This window comes from Nitrobacter winogradskyi, assembly GCF_006539545.1.
GTDB lineage: Bacteria > Pseudomonadota > Alphaproteobacteria > Rhizobiales > Xanthobacteraceae > Nitrobacter > Nitrobacter winogradskyi_A.
Window position 1 is genome coordinate 1 of record NZ_BJNF01000014.1, and the last position, 17,437, is coordinate 17,437.

Below are 17,437 nucleotides of genomic sequence, written 5' to 3' on the forward strand. Positions count from 1 at the left end.
ACTTCGCTCGAAAACGCTATAAAGGCGCAAGTGCGGATTCGTGTAATAAAATTGCGTAAGCAACCCGACCTGCGTTAATGAGGGTTTTGCCGGGGATGCAATGGCCCGGCTGTCGGGATTTGGATGGCGTGACGAAGAGTCTGGACCAGATCGACCTTAAAATCCTCAGCGAGATTCAGGCCGACGGCCGGATCACCAACGTCGAACTGGCGAAACGGGTCGGCATTTCGCCGCCGCCGTGCCTGCGCCGGGTCCGGACGCTGGAGGAAGAGGGCTATATTCAGGGATACCGCGGGCTGCTCGATCCGCAGCGGCTCGGTTTCGAGGTTACGGTTTTTGCATCGGTGCATCTGTCCAGTCAGGCGGATGCCGACCTGCGCGCGTTCGAGGAATTCGTGCGCGGTGAGCCGCTCGTGCGTGAGTGCTGGATGCTGTCGGGCGAGGTGGACTTCATCCTGAAATGTGTGGCGCCCGACATGGCCACATTTCAGGATTTCGTCGCGCATCTCACCGCAGCGCCGCATGTACGGAACGTGCGGACCTCGCTGGTGCTTCACAGTTCAAAATACGCCCCTGCGGTGCCGTTGGAACTGAAGATGCCGGGCTGAACAAGGCCGGATCGGTTTCAACTCCTGTTGAAAAGCACCTTATCGAGGCTGATCGGGCCACCGCCGGCGAACACCAGGTAGAAGAAAACAAAGCAATACAGCGCCGCCAGTTCACCGCCATTGGCGATGGGCATGAAGGTCTTGGGCGCATGGACCATGAAGTAGGCGACGGCCGTCATGCCTGACGTAATGAACGCCGCGGCCCGCGTGAACAACCCGACGACCAGCAGCCCGCCGCCGACCAGTTCGATGATTCCGGCAGCCCCAACCAGCGACGCCACCTGCAGATCCGCGAACATCGGCAGTGACGGAAAACCCAGGAGTTTGGCGGTGCCATGCTGCATGAGCAGAAGTCCGCTCATGAACCGAAGCAGACTGAGGACGATGGGCTGCCATTTGGCGAAAATTTGATCCATGACGTGCTCCCCCCCGATTGGCGACATCGCAGAAAAACGCCGGCCACGCGCTGGCGAGGGCCGGCGATATCTAACACCCACCTCGTCGAATTGTTCCGGACTCGGAACATTCAGAATCCGCTTAGGATATCCGTTTATCCGCGACAACAGCGCGGGAGACTATACTCAATCCTGCGCTACCGCCATTCGACCTTCGCGATCTCATAGGCCTTGGCGCCGCCGGGCGCGACCACTTCGACGGAGGAGCCTTTCTTCTTGCCGATCAGCGCGCGCGCCAGCGGCGAGGTGATTGAAATGCGGCCCTGCTTGGCGTCGGCTTCGGCCTCGCCGACGATCTGCCACACCGCCTTCTTGTCGGTGTCCTCGTCGATCAGCGTGACGGTGGCGCCGAACTTGATGGTGTCACCGGAAAGCTTGCTGACGTCGATGATGTCGGCGCGCGCCAGCTTGTCTTCAAGCTCGGCGATGCGGCCCTCATTGTGCGACTGCTCTTCTTTCGCGGCGTGATATTCCGCATTCTCCGAAAGGTCGCCATGCGCGCGCGCTTCGGCGATCTGCTCGATGATGCGCGGCCGGTTCACCGACTGGCGCTTCTTCAGTTCGTCTGCGAGGGCGGCGTGCCCGCCTCGGGTCATCGGAACCTTCTCGACCATCTCACTTCGTCCTTCGCTTCATCGGCAGCGCTGCCGCGTTGCGCGAAGCGGCTTTCCGTCCGGAACCCGGCCGCGAAATCCGCATTCGCCTCACATTCGATTCCGACGCTCGCCTATCTTTGCGGCTTCTTTGGTGAGAATCCGTAATCAAGGGCGTTTGAAACTCTATAGATTCCAGTGCGATCTCAGAAGATCGCTTCAGGCTCGTCCAGGGCATTATCGCTTCCGATTGAATCAGAAGGGAAGCTCCAGATTGTTGTTTGGCGCGTTTTCCTCACGCGAACCGGTTTCCATCCTTAGGGCTCAAGCCGGAGGACATGCTTCGCTCGAAAACGCTATAGGCAATGAGCATCCGTCCCGACCGTCCTCGGTCGGGCAAAACGTCCCTGCAATCGGCAGGTTCCGCTTCGTCAGGGTTCCCGCAGACCGATTATGGGCCGATCAGGCCCGATTCAAGCCTTACACTTATGTCTCGGAAAAATAACTCTGCAAGGTGCGAACCTCAAGATCTCCGCCCAGATAGGCGCGGATACCCTGCGCGGCGGCGACGGCTCCCGAAAGAGTGGTGTAGTACGGCACTTTATGCAAGAGGGCAGCGCGCCGCAGCGAGCGGCTGTCAGCCAGCGCCTGCGGCCCGTCGGTGGTGTTGAACACCAGTTGCACCTCGCCGTTGGTGATAGCGTCCACGATATGCGGGCGGCCCTCCAGAACCTTGTTGATCTTTTCGGCCGAAACCCCGCTGTCGGTCAGGTAGCGTTGCGTTCCCGACGTCGCTATCACCCTGAAGCCGACAGACGCCAACAGCTTCACCGTCGCGAGGATGCGCATCTTGTCGGTCTCGCGGACCGAGACGAACACCGTGCCCTTGCGCGGCAGATGCGTGCCGCCGCCAAGCTGGCTCTTGGCGAAGGCGATTTCGAAGGAGCGGTCGATGCCCATCACCTCGCCGGTCGATTTCATTTCAGGGCCGAGCACGGTGTCGACGCCCGGAAAACGGGCGAAGGGGAAGACCGATTCCTTGACTCCGACATGACCTAGCCGCTGCGGCTTGAGCTTGAAACCCGCGAGCTTCTCGCCGGCCATGATCCGCGCCGCGATCTTGGCGACGGGAAGGCCGATCACCTTGGCGACGAACGGCACCGTGCGAGAGGCGCGGGGGTTGACTTCCAGCACATAGATCTCGCCATCCTTGATGGCGTATTGCACGTTCATCAGACCGACGACATCAAGACCGAGCGCGAGTTCGCGGGTCTGCCGCTCCAGTTCGGCGATCGTGGCCGCGTCGAGCGAGCGCGGCGGCAGCGAGCAGGCCGAGTCGCCGGAGTGGATGCCGGCCTCCTCGATATGCTCCATGATACCGACGACGTAAGTGTCCTTGCCGTCGCCGAGACAATCGACGTCGATCTCCGTGGCGTCGGAGAGATAGCGATCGAACAGCAGCGGGTTGGTGCCGAGCACGGTATTGATCTGGCCGGTCTTGTCGTTCGGATAGCGGGCCTTGACGTCGGCCGGCACCAGTTCGGGCAGGGTCTCGAGCAGATAGTCGCCGAGCTGGCTGTCCTCGCGGATGATCTGCATGGCGCGGCCGCCCAGCACATAGGAAGGGCGCACCACCAGCGGCAGGCCGAGATCGGCGGCCACCAGCCGCGCCTGCTCCACCGAATAGGCGATGCCGTTCTTCGGCTGCTTCAGTTTCAGCCGGTCGAGGATGCGCTTGAACCGGTCGCGGTCCTCCGCGAGGTCGATGGCCTCGGGCGAAGTGCCGAGGATCGGCACATCTGCCGCTTCCAGGACGTGGGCAAGTTTCAACGGCGTCTGGCCGCCGAACTGCACGATCACGCCGTGCAACGTGCCGTTCTGCCGTTCGGTGTCGATGATCTCCAGCACGTCCTCGGCCGTCAGCGGTTCGAAATAGAGCCGGTCGGCGGTATCGTAGTCGGTCGAGACCGTTTCAGGGTTGCAGTTGACCATGATGGTCTCGAAGCCAGCGTCCGACAGTGCGAAGCAGGCATGGCAGCAGCAATAGTCGAACTCGATTCCCTGGCCGATGCGGTTGGGGCCGCCGCCGAGGATAACGACCTTCGTCCTGTCCGATGGTGCGCTTTCGTCTGCGGCCGCGCCCGCGAACGGCGCTTCATAGGTTGAGTACATGTAAGCGGTCGGCGAGGCGAATTCCGCGGCGCAGGTGTCGATGCGCTTGTAGACCGGCCGCACGCCGAGGGTGCGGCGAAGCGCTTTGACCTCCGCCTCGGTCCTGCCGGAGAGCACCGCGAGCCGCGCGTCCGAGAAACCCATCGCCTTGAGTGTACGCATCCCGAAGGCGTTACCCGGCAGGCCGTGGGTGCGGACCTTGTTCTCCATCTCGACGATGCCGCGCAGTTCGGCGAGGAACCAGGGGTCGATCTTGCAGGAACTGAAGATTTCCTCGTCGGTCCAGCCGAGCCGCATCGCCTGCGCGAGTTGCAGCAGGCGGTCGGGGGTCGGCGTGCCCAGCGCGGCGCGGATCGCGTTCTTGTCGTCGCCCCTGCCCATGCCCTCGATATCGATTTCATCGAGGCCGGTGAGGCCGATCTCCAGTCCGCGCAGCGCCTTCTGGAGACTTTCCTGAAACGTGCGGCCGATCGCCATCACCTCGCCGACCGATTTCATCGAGGTGGTGAGCGTGGTTGAGGCGCCGGGAAATTTTTCGAACGCGAAACGCGGAATCTTGGTGACGACGTAGTCGATGCTGGGCTCGAACGATGCCGGTGTCGCGCCACCGGTGATGTCGTTGGCGATCTCGTCGAGCGTGTAGCCGACCGCGAGTTTCGCCGCGACCTTGGCGATGGGGAAGCCGGTCGCCTTTGACGCCAGCGCCGAGGACCGCGACACCCGCGGGTTCATTTCGATGATAACCATGCGCCCGCTGACAGGATCGACGCCGAACTGCACGTTGGAGCCGCCGGTCTCGACGCCGATCTCGCGCAACACCGCCAGCGAGGCGTCGCGCATGACCTGGTATTCCTTGTCGGTCAGCGTCAGTGCCGGCGCCACCGTGATGGAGTCGCCGGTATGCACCCCCATCGGATCGAGGTTCTCGATCGAGCATATGATGATGCAGTTGTCCTTCTTGTCGCGGACGACCTCCATCTCGTACTCTTTCCAGCCGAGCACGCTTTCTTCGATCAGCACTTCGTTGGTCGGCGAGGCATCCAGGCCGCGTTCGATAATGTCGAGGAATTCGTCGCGCGTATAGGCGATGCCGCCGCCGGTGCCTCCCATGGTGAAGGAGGGGCGGATGATCGCCGGCAGGCCGATCTCGGACAGCGCCATCAGCGCCTCGGCCATCGCCTGCTGCTGGTACCGCTTGCGCCGCTCGCTCTCGCCGAGTGTCCATTGCCGCTCGAGTTCGGCCAGCGCGTCGCCGGAGAGTTTTTCCTTTTCGGCGAGGTAGGCGTCGCGATCGGCCTTTTTCATCGCGGACGCATTGGCGAGCCGCGATTTCGGCGTCTCCAGGCCGATCCTGGTCATGGCCTCGCGGAAAAGTTGCCGGTCTTCCGCTTTGTCGATGGCATCCGCCGTCGCGCCGATCATTTCGACGTCGAAATCATCCAGCGTGCCCTGCCGGCGCAGCGACAGCGCGCAGTTCAGCGCCGTCTGGCCGCCCATGGTTGGCAGCAGCGCGAAGCCGCCGGGAACGACGTGACGTTCCTTTTCGATGATCTTGCCGACGATTTCCGGGGTGATCGGCTCGATATAGGTGGCGTCCGCCAGATCGGGGTCGGTCATGATCGTGGCCGGGTTGGAGTTGACCAGGACCACCCTGTAACCCTCTTCCTTCAGCGCCTTCACCGCCTGGGTACCGGAATAGTCGAACTCACAGGCCTGTCCGATGACGATCGGACCGGCTCCGATGATGAGAATGGTCGAAATGTCGGTGCGTTTAGGCATCAAGTCCCAGGGGTGAAGATCGGGCACAAAAGGGTGAAATCGGGCACAAAAAAAGGACGCGCGAGCGGCGCGTCCCTTGAACAAGAGCGCGATCTTCGCGCGCGAGGTGTGTTTAGAGCCTTTTCGCTTCTAATGGAATCAGAAGCGAGGCTCTCAGATATTGATTTGACGCGTTTTCTTCACGCGAACAGGTCATCCACTTCGCTCGGAAGCGCTATAGACCAGATTTCGAAGGCGGAAAAGACCTTCAGGCTGCCGATCAACCGGCTATTGCCGGTGCTTGGAAACCGAAAGCGCGGTGTCCACCCGGAGAGCGAATGTGCAGTGTAAGGTTAATCCCGGTTTCAGGCGCATGAGGGGCGGCGATATGCTATTGAGCGTCTGCGCGGATTTAGCTTAGTGGCAAAGCAGCGGCTTCCAGGTCGCAGACCGATGTTCGATTCATCGAATCCGCTCCATTCCCCGCGGCCGCCCATGTGTGCCGGGAAGCGCGTATTCCCCATCATTGGATCGGGCTCGGCGTTGGCGCCGAGTATCCGGAAACCGCGTTCGCCCCTCGTGGCTGGTTAAGCCGCGATTCTACCGGCGTCACCGTATCGGCATCGCCGCCACCGCCTGCATCATCGGCACGGGCACGCTGGTAAGGAAAACTTGAAGCGCGCGGTCGCGGGCCTTTCCTGTCGCGGAGGAGGCGTGCCCTTGCCGAGCTTGCGCGGGAGCGTCACGTCGGACGTTCATGAACTGTGGAGAAGTTTGGAGGCCCAGCCTGGACTTGAACCAGGATAAAAAGCTTTGCACAGCTCCCGCGTCGAACTTCCGCCACCGGGCCGCCAGTAATATTCCGTAATAATCGTCTGGCGGCGAGTCTTACCGTGGCTTAACGTTAACTGCCCGTCAGGCACGTCTATCGCGCGGCGGCCGTGCCGCGGTCGGCCTCGACGGGCCTCCCGGCGAGGAACGTCATTCGCAAAGCGTTGTGGCCGATATTGACCGGCGCCCGGATCGCCGTCATTCCGGCGGCGGCGAGCTTGGCCAGCATCTCGGCCTCGCTGTAGCGTTGCAGCCCGATCCTTAGGCGGAGCTGCGGGTAAACGGACATCGCCGTGCGGACCAGCCCGCGCAGGGTGTCCTTCACGAAGCCATGCTTTGCCGCGAAGCGAAGCAGTGCGATCACGTCGCCGGACAACCCGACGTGCGGCTGCGGGATATCGCCCAGCACCAGCAGGCCGGTCGGCTTGAGCAAGCGGCGGACGACGGCAAAGCCGGCATCGAGTTCGTCCGGCGTCATATATTGCGCGACCGAGTTCATCACCGCCAGATCAATGGATTCCTCATCAATGTGTCTGAGTTCATCCAGCGAGCGCACATCGATTTTTGTGTTGGGCGCGAACCTCGTCACCAGCCGGCCGCGAACGCCGGGCGCGGGCTCCGCGAGAATCAGCCGGCCGCACGCATCCGCCACCGTTTCCGCGGAAAGCGCCTCGCCGCAGGCATAGTCGAGGACGACGGAATCCTGCGAAGGAATGTAGCTGACGATGTTCCGGGCGATGGTCCGGAAATGGACGTCGCGATGCAGCCTGCTGACGTAGATCGTGTGGGCGGAGTCGTAATAAGCGATCCAGTCATCCATGGACGGCCCAGGCAATCTTTGTGTTCCGCGTCCGGAACCGCTCGCGTAATCAGGCGTTAGCGAACTTGTCGTGGATCAGCGCGTTTTCCGAGTTCGAAACGGGCTTTCGGCGCGCGGCGGAATTTTCCCATCGTCAGCTTGTGACGGTTTTCATAGCAGGAGGGTGCATCATGACCCAAGCCAAAAGTTCCGCCTTGCGGAAAGTGAACCCGGAGCTCGACACGCCGACCGATCTTTCCGAGGAAGGCGTCAGCAAGATTTCGGCAGCCATGAACGCGATCCTCGCCGATACCTTCGCGCTTTACCTGAAGACCAAGAACTTCCACTGGCATGTCAGCGGCCGCCATTTCCGCGACTACCATCTGCTGCTCGACGAGCAATCGGAGCAGATATTCGGCACGACCGATGAGATCGCGGAACGGGTTCGCAAGATCGGCGGCACCACGTTGCGCTCGATCGGCCAGATCGCCAAGCTGCAGACCCTGGAAGACAACGACGAGAGTTTTGTGCCGCCGCGGGAAATGCTGCGCGAACTGATGAACGACAACAAGAAAGTCGCCGCGGCCATGCGCAAGGCCCATGATATCTGCGACAAACACGAGGACGTCGCGACCGCGAGCCTGCTCGAGAATTTCATCGACGCGACCGAGCGGCGCGTCTGGTTCCTGTTCGAGGCCAGTCGGCAGGAAGGCGACAACGAGGTGTGACGCTTCTGGGATCAGTCATGGCCAGCATAAAGCCGGGCATGACGGGTACTGATTCCGTCTAAAGCAAACCTGCTCCTGGCCGCTCTCAGGTCTGCTTGTTCTCGCGCATCAGGTCCGCGAAACGCCTGAACAGATAGTGCGAGTCACGGGGTCCCGGTGAGGCCTCCGGATGATACTGGACGGAGAACACCGGCCTGCCTTCGAGTTCGATGCCGCAATTGGAGCCGTCGAACAGCGATACGTGGGTTTGTTTTGCACCCTCCGGCAGCGTGGTCTCGTCCACCGCGAAACCGTGATTCATGGAGGTGATCTCCACCTTGCCGGTGGCCTCATTCCTGACCGGATGATTGGCGCCGTGGTGACCCTGGTGCATCTTTTTGGTTTTTGCGCCGACCGCGAGGCCGAGCATTTGGTGGCCCAGGCAGATGCCGAAGGTCGGCGTACCCGACTCGATCACTTTGCGGATCATCGGCACGGCGTACTTGCCGGTTTCGGCCGGGTCGCCGGGGCCGTTCGACAGGAATATGCCGTCCGGCTTCATCGCCAGGATGTCTTCCGCTGACGTGGTCGCCGGCACCACGGTGATCTTGCAGCCTTCGCCGGCGAGCAGGCGCAGGATGTTGCGCTTGATGCCGTAGTCGACGGCGACGACGTTGAATTCGGGCCTGTCCTGCCGGCCGAAGCCTTTGCTCCACTCCCACGGCGTCTCGTCCCAGGTGTAGCGCTGGCTCGATGTCACCATCGGCACGAGATCCATGCCCTCGAGGCCGGGCCACTCTCGCGCCTCCTTTTTCAACCCATAAAGGTCGAAATGTCCGTCCTTCGCGTGGGCGATCACCGCGTTGGGCATGCCTTTGGTGCGGATCAGCGCGGTCAGTGCTCGGGTGTCGATGCCCGAGATGCCGATGATGCCGCGCGCCCGCAGCCACGCATCGAGATGCCTGGCTGCGCGGTAGTTCGAGGGCGACGTGATGGCGCTGCGCAGGATGACGCCGCGCGCGCCCGGCGTCGCCGCCATGTTCACGGTTTCGATGTCCTCGTCGTTGGTGCCGACGTTGCCGATATGCGGGAAAGTGAAGGTGATGAGCTGCCCGGCATAGGAGGGATCGGTGAGGATTTCCTGGTAGCCGGTCATCGCGGTGTTGAAGCAGACTTCCCCGACCGCCTGGCCCTCGGCCCCGAGGCCGAAGCCCTCGATGACGGTGCCGTCGGCCAGCACGAGAAGCGCCGTCGGCTTGAGGTCCGGCCAGGCTGAAGCGTTTTCCGATGAGGTCATGAGCGCATGACATAGCTTCCCTCCCGCACCGCGTCAAACGCCGGTTGTCTCGCGCGCCGGTGCGGCCTACATCTGCCTCCGACGCAACGTAACGATGCGTGATTTGGCGGTGTCCGGCACCGCGAGGGGAGGCTTTTCCGATGCTGCGCGATGACATCAACAACGCCGTCAAGGAGGCGATGAAGGCCAGGGACGAGCGCAGGCTGTCCACGCTGCGCATGGTCAACTCCACCATCAAGAATGCCGATATCGAGGCGCGCGGGCAGGGCAAGCCCCCGCTGGCGGACGGCGACCTGCTCGGCCTGTTGCAGAAGATGATCAAGCAACGGCAGGAGTCGGTGGAGCTTTACGAAAAGGGTGGCCGCGAGGAGCTGGCGGCGCAGGAACGCGCCGAGATCGCCGTCATCTCTGCCTATCTGCCGAAGCAGATGTCCGACGATGATGTAAAGGCGGCCGTTGCCGCCATCATTGCCGAAACCGGTGCGAGCGGCATCAAGGACATGGGCAAGGTGATCGGCGAGCTGAAGGCTAAATACGCCGGCCAGATGGATTTCGGCAAGGCCAGCGGCGTGGTGAAGGCCGCGCTGACGGGTTAGCTCCACGCCCGGGCGCGGCCCGGAAATCCTGTGCACAACTGAATTAGTTCCAGTCCCCCGAAGAAATACTTCGGTTCCTGCACGGGAACGACGCGCAAGCGCTTGCGTTGTCGCCTCTGTAAACAGGAGGCGGACGGGCTTCGGGACGCGGACTTTGCTTTGACTATCGGGGATTTCCGATTCCGTTGATCATCCTCCTCGCCATTTTCATGAACGACTGAGCTTAAGCGAGGAACGAGATGAGCATCGGCACAATCATTCTGATTATTCTCATTATCGCGTTGCTGGGCGGATTCAGCGGCGTCGGCGGCGGGCCGTTTTACGGAACGGGCTATTACGGCGGCGGCGGCCTCGGGCTGGTGATCGTCATCCTGCTGATCCTGATCCTGATGGGACGCATCTAGAGGCTTCGACGCGTTTTCTTCACGCGAACAGGTCATCCATCCTTAGGGCTCAAGCCCGAGGACATGCTTCGCTCGAAAATGCTATCGCCAAACGGAACGGCCATCGCGAGCGAAGCAATCCATTGTCGAGAACCCGAACTGGATTGCTTCGTCTCGCCGCCACTCCTCGCGATGTCAGCAACGTGAGGAATCTTATGCGTATAATGATTGCGATGCGATCAGCGTCGCCTCGACCTCGCGCAGAACGCGCGCTATCCGATCCGCCCATGTGACTTGCCCGGCGTCGTCACCGATCAGATCCTGCCGGATTTCGATGCCGCTGTTCAGCAACCCGCGCGTCTCGCCATGCACCGGAATGGTGTAGTCGGTGAGGTCGCTCACCGCATAGGGTTCATTGTCGCCGACCACGAGATCACCCTCGGCGCGCAGCCACGACAGCAACAGCGGTGGCAACACCAGACTGTGGTGATAGAGGGTGCCGACATGCCATGGCCGTGCGACCCCTGCATAGACCGGCGTGAAGCTGTGCAGCGAAACCAGGATGGTGGGACGGCTCCTGGCCAGCCGCTCGTCGATCGCATCGGCTATCCGGCGATGATAGGGCTCGAAGATCGCGCGCCGCCGCGCGTCGGCCTCGGTCGATGAAAGGCGTTCATTGCCCGGGATGACCGTGGCGTCACTGAGAGCCGGAATCGAGCTTGCGACATGGGGCGGCCGGTTGCAGTCGATCACCAGCCGCGAGTAGCGTTGCGCGATCAGATGAGCGCCGAGAGCCTCGGAAAGCCGCTCGGCGACGCCGGCGATTCCGATATCCCACGCGATATGCCGCCGCCGCTCGCTTTCCGCCAGACCGAGATCGCCGAGCGCGTCGGGTATCAAGCGTCCATAGTGGTCGCAGGTGAGCAGGAAGGGCGAAGCGCCGCAGACGTTGCGTTCGATGACGGGCGGTTCATGCAGGGCGATGATGGCCGGCTGCGCATCAATGGCCGTCATATCGCGCGCGCCAATCGAATATCGACCTCGCGCTCCACATAAGTCCATTCTTCCGTCGCGCGCAGGATGCCGACGAGGTCTTCGAACATCGTTGCGTGTTCAGGTGCGTATTCGAACCAGGTCAGGAAATCGAAGGGCTCGCCGATATCGCGGCAGTGATAGAGCTGCCGCGCGATGGCGGGCAGATATTTGAGACTGGCGGCGATGTGACGGGATTTATCCTCGAAGACCTTTCGCCGTTCGTCCTGCGTCATCTCCCACCATGCGGCCGACTTCCTGATGGGAATCAGCGCCGCGCGGGTCGCCTCAGCGCGTCCCAGCCCGGCCTGCACCGAGGTCAGCGCAATCTTCTCGGCGCGTTCGACATAGCGCACGTGACTGGTGACGCCGCGAAGCTGCCACGGCGTCGCGGAGGGGTCGCTCAGCGAGGCGCTGGGCGCGATCGCCAGATGAGACGCCGGCATGAGGCTTTCGCCGATGACGGGAACGACGGACAGGATGTTCCAGGCGCCGCTGTCGCCGCCGGTGAAGATCGTGAACGTCATTTTACTTTGGTGCCTGTGGACATCTGGAGCAGTGGGGATAATCTGAGAACGAACAAGGTACATACTTAAAAGTACATACTTAAAAGGCGCGTAGTTGATTCGCCCGGGCGGCGGCAGGCAATTATACCCGCCGTCGAGATTGAATGAGATGGCGCATGCGGTTCCCGCCCAGCTTTATTGATGAGGTCAAGGCCCGCCTTCCGGTTTCGGAAGTTGTCGGCCGGCGCGTGAAACTGAAACGGGCGGGGCGCGAGTTCAAAGGACTGTCGCCGTTCCAGCAGGAAAAGACGCCGTCGTTCACCGTGAACGACCAGAAGCAGTTCTATCACGACTTCTCCACCGGCAAGCACGGCAACATCTTCGACTTCGTGATGGAGACCGAGGGCGTTTCCTTTCCCGAAGCGGTCGAGCGGCTTGCGGCGATGGCGGGGCTTCCGCTGCCGCGCAACTCGCGGGACGACGAGCAGCGGGAGCAGCGGCAGAAATCCCTGTTCGAGGTGATGGAGCTCGCGGCCAAATATTTCGAGCAGAACCTCGCCTCGCGCGCCGGAGCGCAGGCGCGCGGCTACCTGTCGGACCGCGCCATCGCCTCCTCCAGTATTGTCGAGTTCCGGATTGGCTATGCGACCGCCGATCGCTTCGCATTGAAGGAATATCTGGGATCGAAAGGCGTTCCGGTCGCGGACATGATCGAGGCTGGCCTGCTGATCGCGGGCGACGACATTCCCGTCCCTTACGATCGATTCCGCGACCGGATCATGATTCCGATCCATGATCAGCGCGGCCGTCTCGTCGGCTTCGGCGGGCGGGCCCTCAGGAAGGACGTTCAGCCCAAGTACCTGAATTCTCCGGAGACCCCGATCTTTCACAAGGGTTCGGTGGTTTTCAACTTTCACCGCGCGCGCCAGCCGGCGCACGAGGCCAATTCGGTCGTTGCCGTCGAAGGCTACATGGACGCCATCGCGGTCTATCAGGTGGGGATCAAGGCCGTGGTCGCCACCATGGGCACCGCGTTCACGGAAGAGCAGATCGCCACCCTGTGGCGGTTGTCTCCCGAGCCCGTGGTCTGCTTCGATTCCGATCGCGCGGGCGTCGCGGCCGCTTATCGATCCGTCGACCGCATCCTGCCCTTGCTTCGCGTCGGAAAAACCTTCCGCTTCGTGTTCATGGACGAACAGAAAGACCCTGACGACCTGATCCGGGAAAAGGGCGTCGAGGCTTTCCGAACCGTTCTGTCGGGCTCCTTGCCGCTATGGGATGTGCTCTGGCAACGCGAGACCGATGGTCAGGACGTGCGGACGCCCGACAAGCAGGCCGCGCTCGAGCAGAGGCTCTATGCGCTGGTCCGGACGATCCAGGATCAGGCCGTCAACACGGCCTTCTTCAGAACGTCACGGATGCAGCTCGCCAACCTGTTCTGGCAGGTCAATCGCGGGCCGTCCCGCAATCACAAGGAAGCAGGCTCCAAATTTGTTCGAAACGAACTCAGGATTCGCGGCGAGGATCAGCGTTCGGGACTGCAAAAGGTCATTTTGGGGATGCTCGTCGAGTATCCCAACCTGCTCGAGGATAAGCAGGACTCAGTAGAACGTCTGCATTTCCCCGAGGAATTCGATGGATTTTTGACGAGTCTCTTTCGGTTGTTGGTTACCGACGCAAAGCTGTCCGTCGCAGATATTTGGACGAAACTCAAACCCAAATTCTATGAAACGCTGCAAACAGTCCACGGCGAAGCTGGCGACGGCAAACAGCGTGGGCATCGGCTGTTCGAGCGCTTCCCAATTCTAAGTCGTGATCCGCCGCCTGATTTTGTCTCGGCATGCCTGGATCACTTCATCAGAATCCTGCATTGGCATCAGTTGGAAGATGACATTCAAGGGGCCAGGCTCGACGCCGGGGAGGGCGACGAATCTGCGGTCGCGCGTCTGCTGAATCTGGTTCGGGAAGGTCACGCCGAACAGGAGGGTATTAGCGCAGAGGGGGTGGCCTTGTCGGAGTGGGCGGAAGACATCATTCGCATCTGGGCGCCCCAGGGCGGTACGATGCATCTTGCCGCATGAGCAGCCCAGGCCCCCCGATCATGACGACTTATCACCGCCCTGTGGCAGTGCTGGATCAAGTTCCATTTCCGCCGTTGATGGGGCCGCCGGGATGGGGCTGGCCTGCATCCGGCCGTTCTCCGGAGTGGTTGGTGCCTCGTGATCGACGTTCCCGGCGGACGAAACCGGGTCCATCAACCCGCCAAAGGTAGAGATAAAGGACGGGAGATGCTGAGTAAAAGCAGCGGCTTGGCGTTATTTTGCTTCTGCGGAAAACAAAAGGCTGATCATCTGCACCGTTTCGGTCGCAGTTACGGCGGACCGGCTTGTATCATCAACCGCGCTTCTTACTTAGGGAATACTCCGGGGAGCCCGGATTTCGCCGAACCGGCGGTCAGGGAATGCCCGCCTGCGCGGATGGGGGGCGTCGGGCGGAACCTTTGAAATAAAATGATACGGGGACGGTGGCGCTCGGAACCGTGATAAAGACTCGCCAAATCCGGGGTTTGGCGGCAAACAGGGTTAATTGAAAGTCAAGGGCTGGCAGGCTATAGCGTTTTCGAGCGAAGTGGATACCGGTTCGCGTGAAGAAAACGCGTCAAAACAACAATCTGGAGTTCGCTTCTGATTCAATCAGAAGCGAAAATGTCCTAGGTCATCCGACACGTAGTCCAACGCGGTACGATCATTCGAAAGAGGGTTGACGGGGTGGCGAGAGGCTTGCGCCGCCCTTTATGCGTCGTGAGTGACGCAAATCAAGAGCGCCGGGCGCGGCGCGGGATTTCACGGGGAAGCGGGCGCGCTTCCGGATGAGTGCGTTTCAGGAGCTGTGAATGGCGAGCAAGGCAAAGACGCTGCAGGTCAGGGAAAAGGAAAAAGATGACAAGGCCGCGGATGCTCCCGAAAAGGATACCGCGGACGCGCCGTCGCCGTTGCTCGACCTCAGCGACGCCGCCGTCAAGAAGATGATCAAGCAGGCGAAGAAGCGCGGCTTCGTCACCTTCGACCAGCTCAATGAAGTATTGCCGTCCGACACCACCTCGCCCGAGCAGATCGAGGACATCATGTCGATGCTCTCGGACATGGGCATCAATGTGTCGGAATCCGAGGATGCCGACAGCGAGGACGAGAACAAGGAAGAGGCTGACGAAGAGACAGACAACGAGTTGGTCGAGGTCACGCAGAAGGCCGTCACCGAGGTCAAGAAGTCGGAACCGGGCGAGCGCACCGACGATCCCGTGCGCATGTATCTGCGGGAGATGGGCACCGTCGAACTGCTGTCGCGCGAGGGCGAAATCGCCATCGCCAAGCGCATCGAGGCCGGCCGCGAGGCGATGATCGCAGGGCTATGCGAAAGCCCGCTGACCTTTCAGGCCATCATCATCTGGCGTGACGAACTCAACGAAGGAAAGATCTTCCTGCGCGACATCATCGACCTCGAGGCGACCTATGCCGGACCCGAGGCCAAGAGCAGCATGAACCCGGCGTTGCTCGGCGCGCCGGGCGGCCCCGGCGGCCAGCCGTTGTCGGCTGACGCTTCCGATGCCGCCTCGGGCGAGGGCGGCGTTGAAGCCACGGTGAACGCGCCTCCTTCGGCGCCGCCATCTCCGACGCCGTTCCGTGCCGCGCGCGCCGCGCCGGCGGGGGCTGCCGACCGGGACGAGAAGATTCCGGGTGCGGCCGCGGAAGGCGAGATGGAGGAGGACGACTTCGACAATCAGATGTCGCTTGCGGCCATCGAAGCCGAGTTGAAGCCGAAGGTGGTGGAAACATTCGACAAGATCGCCGACAGCTACAAGAAGCTGCGCCGCCTGCAGGAAGCCGACATCTCCAACCAGCTTCAGAATGAATCGCTCTCGCCGAACCAGGAGCGCCGCTACAAGAAGCTGAAGGATGAGATCATCGTCGAGGTGAAATCGCTGCGCCTCAATCAGGCGCGTATCGATTCGCTGGTCGAGCAACTTTACGACATCAACAAAAGGCTGGTCTCGTTCGAGGGGCGTCTTTTGCGGCTCGGTGACAGCCACGGCGTCGCCCGCGAGGATTTCCTGCGGAACTACCAGGGCTCGGAGCTCGATCCTCGCTGGCTCAACCGGGTGTCGAAACTCTCCGCGAAAGGCTGGAAGAATTTCGTTCACCACGAAAAGGACCGCATCAAGGAGCTGCGCGGCGAGATCCAGCAGCTCGCGGCGCTGACCGGGCTTGAGATCGGTGAGTTTCGCAAGATCGTGCAGGGCGTGCAGAAAGGCGAGCGCGAGGCGCGCCAGGCCAAGAAGGAAATGGTGGAGGCGAACCTGCGCCTCGTCATTTCCATCGCCAAGAAATACACCAACCGCGGCCTGCAGTTCCTTGATCTGATTCAGGAAGGCAATATCGGCCTGATGAAGGCGGTGGACAAGTTCGAGTATCGTCGCGGTTATAAGTTCTCGACGTATGCGACGTGGTGGATCCGGCAGGCGATCACCCGCTCGATCGCGGATCAGGCCCGCACCATCCGCATTCCCGTGCACATGATCGAGACCATCAACAAGATCGTGCGCACCTCGCGCCAGATGCTGAACGAGATCGGCCGCGAGCCGACACCGGAGGAACTGGCCGAAAAGCTCGGAATGCCGCTGGAGAAAGTGCGCAAGGTTCTCAAGATCGCCAAGGAGCCGCTGTCGCTGGAGACGCCGGTCGGCGACGAGGAAGACTCACACCTCGGCGATTTCATCGAAGACAAGAACGCGGTGCTTCCCATTGATGCTGCGATCCAGAGCAACCTTCGCGAAACGACCACGCGGGTTCTGGCGTCGTTGACGCCGCGCGAGGAGCGGGTGCTGCGCATGCGCTTCGGCATCGGCATGAACACCGATCACACGCTGGAGGAAGTCGGCCAGCAGTTCTCGGTCACGCGCGAACGCATCCGTCAGATCGAGGCCAAGGCGCTGCGCAAGCTCAAGCATCCTTCGCGGTCACGCAAGCTGCGGAGCTTCCTCGATAATTAGAGCGTTATCGCTTCTGATTCCATCAGAGGCGGAACGTGTTTCAGTCCATCAGTTCGCCCGGCGGGTGGTGCGGATCGTAGTCGCGCGGCCTGTTGGCTCCGATCACCTTGAAGAACGGCCAGACGAACATCGTGCCCGCCGCCAGCGGGCCGAGCGCGCGCCAGTCGCGCAGGAAGAGCGTCAGCACCAGCGGCGTGGCGATGAACAGTAGCCCCGCGATCACGCCGGTGACCAGCATCACGGTGTGGCGTGTCTGCGAAACGCCGGCGAGAAAGCGGATGGTGCCGGGAGGCGCGAGGGCAAGGCGGCGGTGCAGCGCGCGAACGAAGTCGCGATAGATCGGCGTGCGATCGTGATCGACCTCGCCGGAGGCGCCGCCGTCGGTGACGACGAGGAAGCGGCCGTTGCGGAAATTGATGCGGCAATTGTTGACGATCTCCTTGCCCGTGGTGCCGGCGGTCATGTTGATGGAGGCGATGTCGGTCCAGAGCCTGCGGATCGCTTTACCCTCATTGTGCCAGAGAATGGCCGACTCGTGTCCGGCGTCGATCAGCGTCACGCCGTGATTCGGATTGCGCCAGAAGAAGCGCTTGCCGTTTTGCAGGTAGTAGAGGTCGAAGGCCGTCGAGGCCGAAGCGGCAGGGTCGGTCATG

Annotated in this window: 14 protein-coding genes and 2 tRNA genes; 7 read left to right on the plus strand and 9 right to left on the minus strand. The window is 61.7% G+C overall.

Annotated elements, in window-relative coordinates:
• Positions 1-128 precede the first annotated feature (128 nt).
• Positions 129-608, plus strand: coding sequence for an Lrp/AsnC family transcriptional regulator (locus NWI01_RS02580; RefSeq protein WP_041345635.1), 480 nt, complete (start codon positions 129-131; stop codon positions 606-608).
• 17 nt (positions 609-625) lie between these two features.
• Here NWI01_RS02580 and NWI01_RS02585 read toward each other — a convergent pair whose 3' ends face one another.
• The 3 genes from NWI01_RS02585 to carB form a co-directional block, all read right to left on the minus strand.
• Positions 626-1,024 (minus strand): DoxX family protein, encoded by a 399-nt coding sequence (locus tag NWI01_RS02585; protein ID WP_141382391.1) that lies wholly within the window; start codon positions 1,022-1,024, stop codon positions 626-628.
• 176 nt (positions 1,025-1,200) lie between these two features.
• Positions 1,201-1,677 (minus strand): transcription elongation factor GreA, encoded by a 477-nt coding sequence (gene greA / locus NWI01_RS02590; RefSeq protein ID WP_141382392.1) that lies wholly within the window; start codon positions 1,675-1,677, stop codon positions 1,201-1,203.
• A gap of 465 nt (positions 1,678-2,142) precedes the next feature.
• Positions 2,143-5,607 carry a carbamoyl-phosphate synthase large subunit gene (gene carB / locus NWI01_RS02595; protein ID WP_141382393.1) on the minus strand — a complete coding sequence of 1,155 codons (3,465 nt, stop codon included), beginning with the start codon at positions 5,605-5,607 and terminating at the stop codon, positions 2,143-2,145.
• 385 nt (positions 5,608-5,992) lie between these two features.
• Between carB and NWI01_RS02600 the strand changes: the two genes are divergently transcribed.
• Positions 5,993-6,065 (plus strand) — tRNA-OTHER (locus NWI01_RS02600).
• Between the two features lie 296 nt (positions 6,066-6,361).
• Here the strand turns inward: NWI01_RS02600 and NWI01_RS02605 are convergent.
• Together NWI01_RS02605 and NWI01_RS02610 are read right to left on the minus strand one after the other, a co-directional pair.
• A tRNA-OTHER gene (locus tag NWI01_RS02605) sits at positions 6,362-6,436 on the minus strand.
• A 75-nt stretch (positions 6,437-6,511) separates the two neighbouring features.
• A complete protein-coding gene (locus NWI01_RS02610) occupies positions 6,512-7,237 on the minus strand; it encodes a class I SAM-dependent methyltransferase (RefSeq protein WP_141382394.1) in 726 nt (241 codons plus the stop codon).
• 170 nt (positions 7,238-7,407) lie between these two features.
• Here NWI01_RS02610 and NWI01_RS02615 point away from each other — a divergent pair, with 170 nt between their 5' ends.
• The gene (locus NWI01_RS02615; RefSeq protein WP_141382395.1) at positions 7,408-7,944 is read left to right on the plus strand and encodes a Dps family protein; all 537 of its coding nucleotides are present in this window, start codon (positions 7,408-7,410) and stop codon (positions 7,942-7,944) included.
• 85 nt (positions 7,945-8,029) lie between these two features.
• Here the strand turns inward: NWI01_RS02615 and carA are convergent, their stop codons facing one another.
• Positions 8,030-9,220, minus strand: coding sequence for a glutamine-hydrolyzing carbamoyl-phosphate synthase small subunit (carA, locus tag NWI01_RS02620; protein ID WP_141382396.1), 1,191 nt, complete (start codon positions 9,218-9,220; stop codon positions 8,030-8,032).
• A 140-nt stretch (positions 9,221-9,360) separates the two neighbouring features.
• Between carA and NWI01_RS02625 the strand changes: the two genes are divergently transcribed.
• Together NWI01_RS02625 and NWI01_RS02630 are read left to right on the plus strand one after the other, a co-directional pair.
• A complete protein-coding gene (locus NWI01_RS02625; protein ID WP_141382397.1) occupies positions 9,361-9,816 on the plus strand; it encodes a GatB/YqeY domain-containing protein in 456 nt (151 codons plus the stop codon).
• Between the two features lie 239 nt (positions 9,817-10,055).
• Positions 10,056-10,220, plus strand: a complete 165-nt coding sequence (locus tag NWI01_RS02630; RefSeq protein WP_011315652.1) for a DUF3309 family protein — start codon at positions 10,056-10,058, stop codon at positions 10,218-10,220.
• Between the two features lie 192 nt (positions 10,221-10,412).
• On the opposite strand, the gene NWI01_RS02635 is transcribed toward NWI01_RS02630, so the two are convergent.
• Both NWI01_RS02635 and NWI01_RS02640 read right to left on the minus strand, forming a co-directional pair.
• Positions 10,413-11,213: an N-formylglutamate amidohydrolase gene (locus NWI01_RS02635; RefSeq protein ID WP_141382398.1), complete on the minus strand. Its 801-nt coding sequence runs from the start codon at positions 11,211-11,213 to the stop codon at positions 10,413-10,415.
• On the minus strand, positions 11,210-11,758 hold the full coding sequence (locus NWI01_RS02640) for a chlorite dismutase family protein (RefSeq protein WP_141382399.1): 549 nt from the start codon (positions 11,756-11,758) through the stop codon (positions 11,210-11,212). The genes NWI01_RS02635 and NWI01_RS02640 overlap by 4 nt, the downstream gene beginning before the upstream one ends.
• A 155-nt stretch (positions 11,759-11,913) precedes the next feature.
• On the opposite strand from NWI01_RS02640, the gene dnaG reads away from it, so the two are divergent.
• Both dnaG and rpoD read left to right on the plus strand, forming a co-directional pair.
• Positions 11,914-13,818 carry a DNA primase gene (dnaG, locus tag NWI01_RS02645; protein ID WP_141382400.1) on the plus strand — a complete coding sequence of 635 codons (1,905 nt, stop codon included), beginning with the start codon at positions 11,914-11,916 and terminating at the stop codon, positions 13,816-13,818.
• Positions 13,819-14,630: 812 nt separating this feature from the next.
• Positions 14,631-16,784 (plus strand): RNA polymerase sigma factor RpoD, encoded by a 2,154-nt coding sequence (gene rpoD, locus NWI01_RS02655; RefSeq protein WP_141382401.1) that lies wholly within the window; start codon positions 14,631-14,633, stop codon positions 16,782-16,784.
• 40 nt (positions 16,785-16,824) lie between these two features.
• On the opposite strand, the gene NWI01_RS02660 is transcribed toward rpoD, so the two are convergent.
• The gene (locus NWI01_RS02660; protein WP_181410347.1) at positions 16,825-17,436 is read right to left on the minus strand and encodes a hypothetical protein; all 612 of its coding nucleotides are present in this window, start codon (positions 17,434-17,436) and stop codon (positions 16,825-16,827) included.
• Position 17,437: the final 1 nt, after the last annotated feature.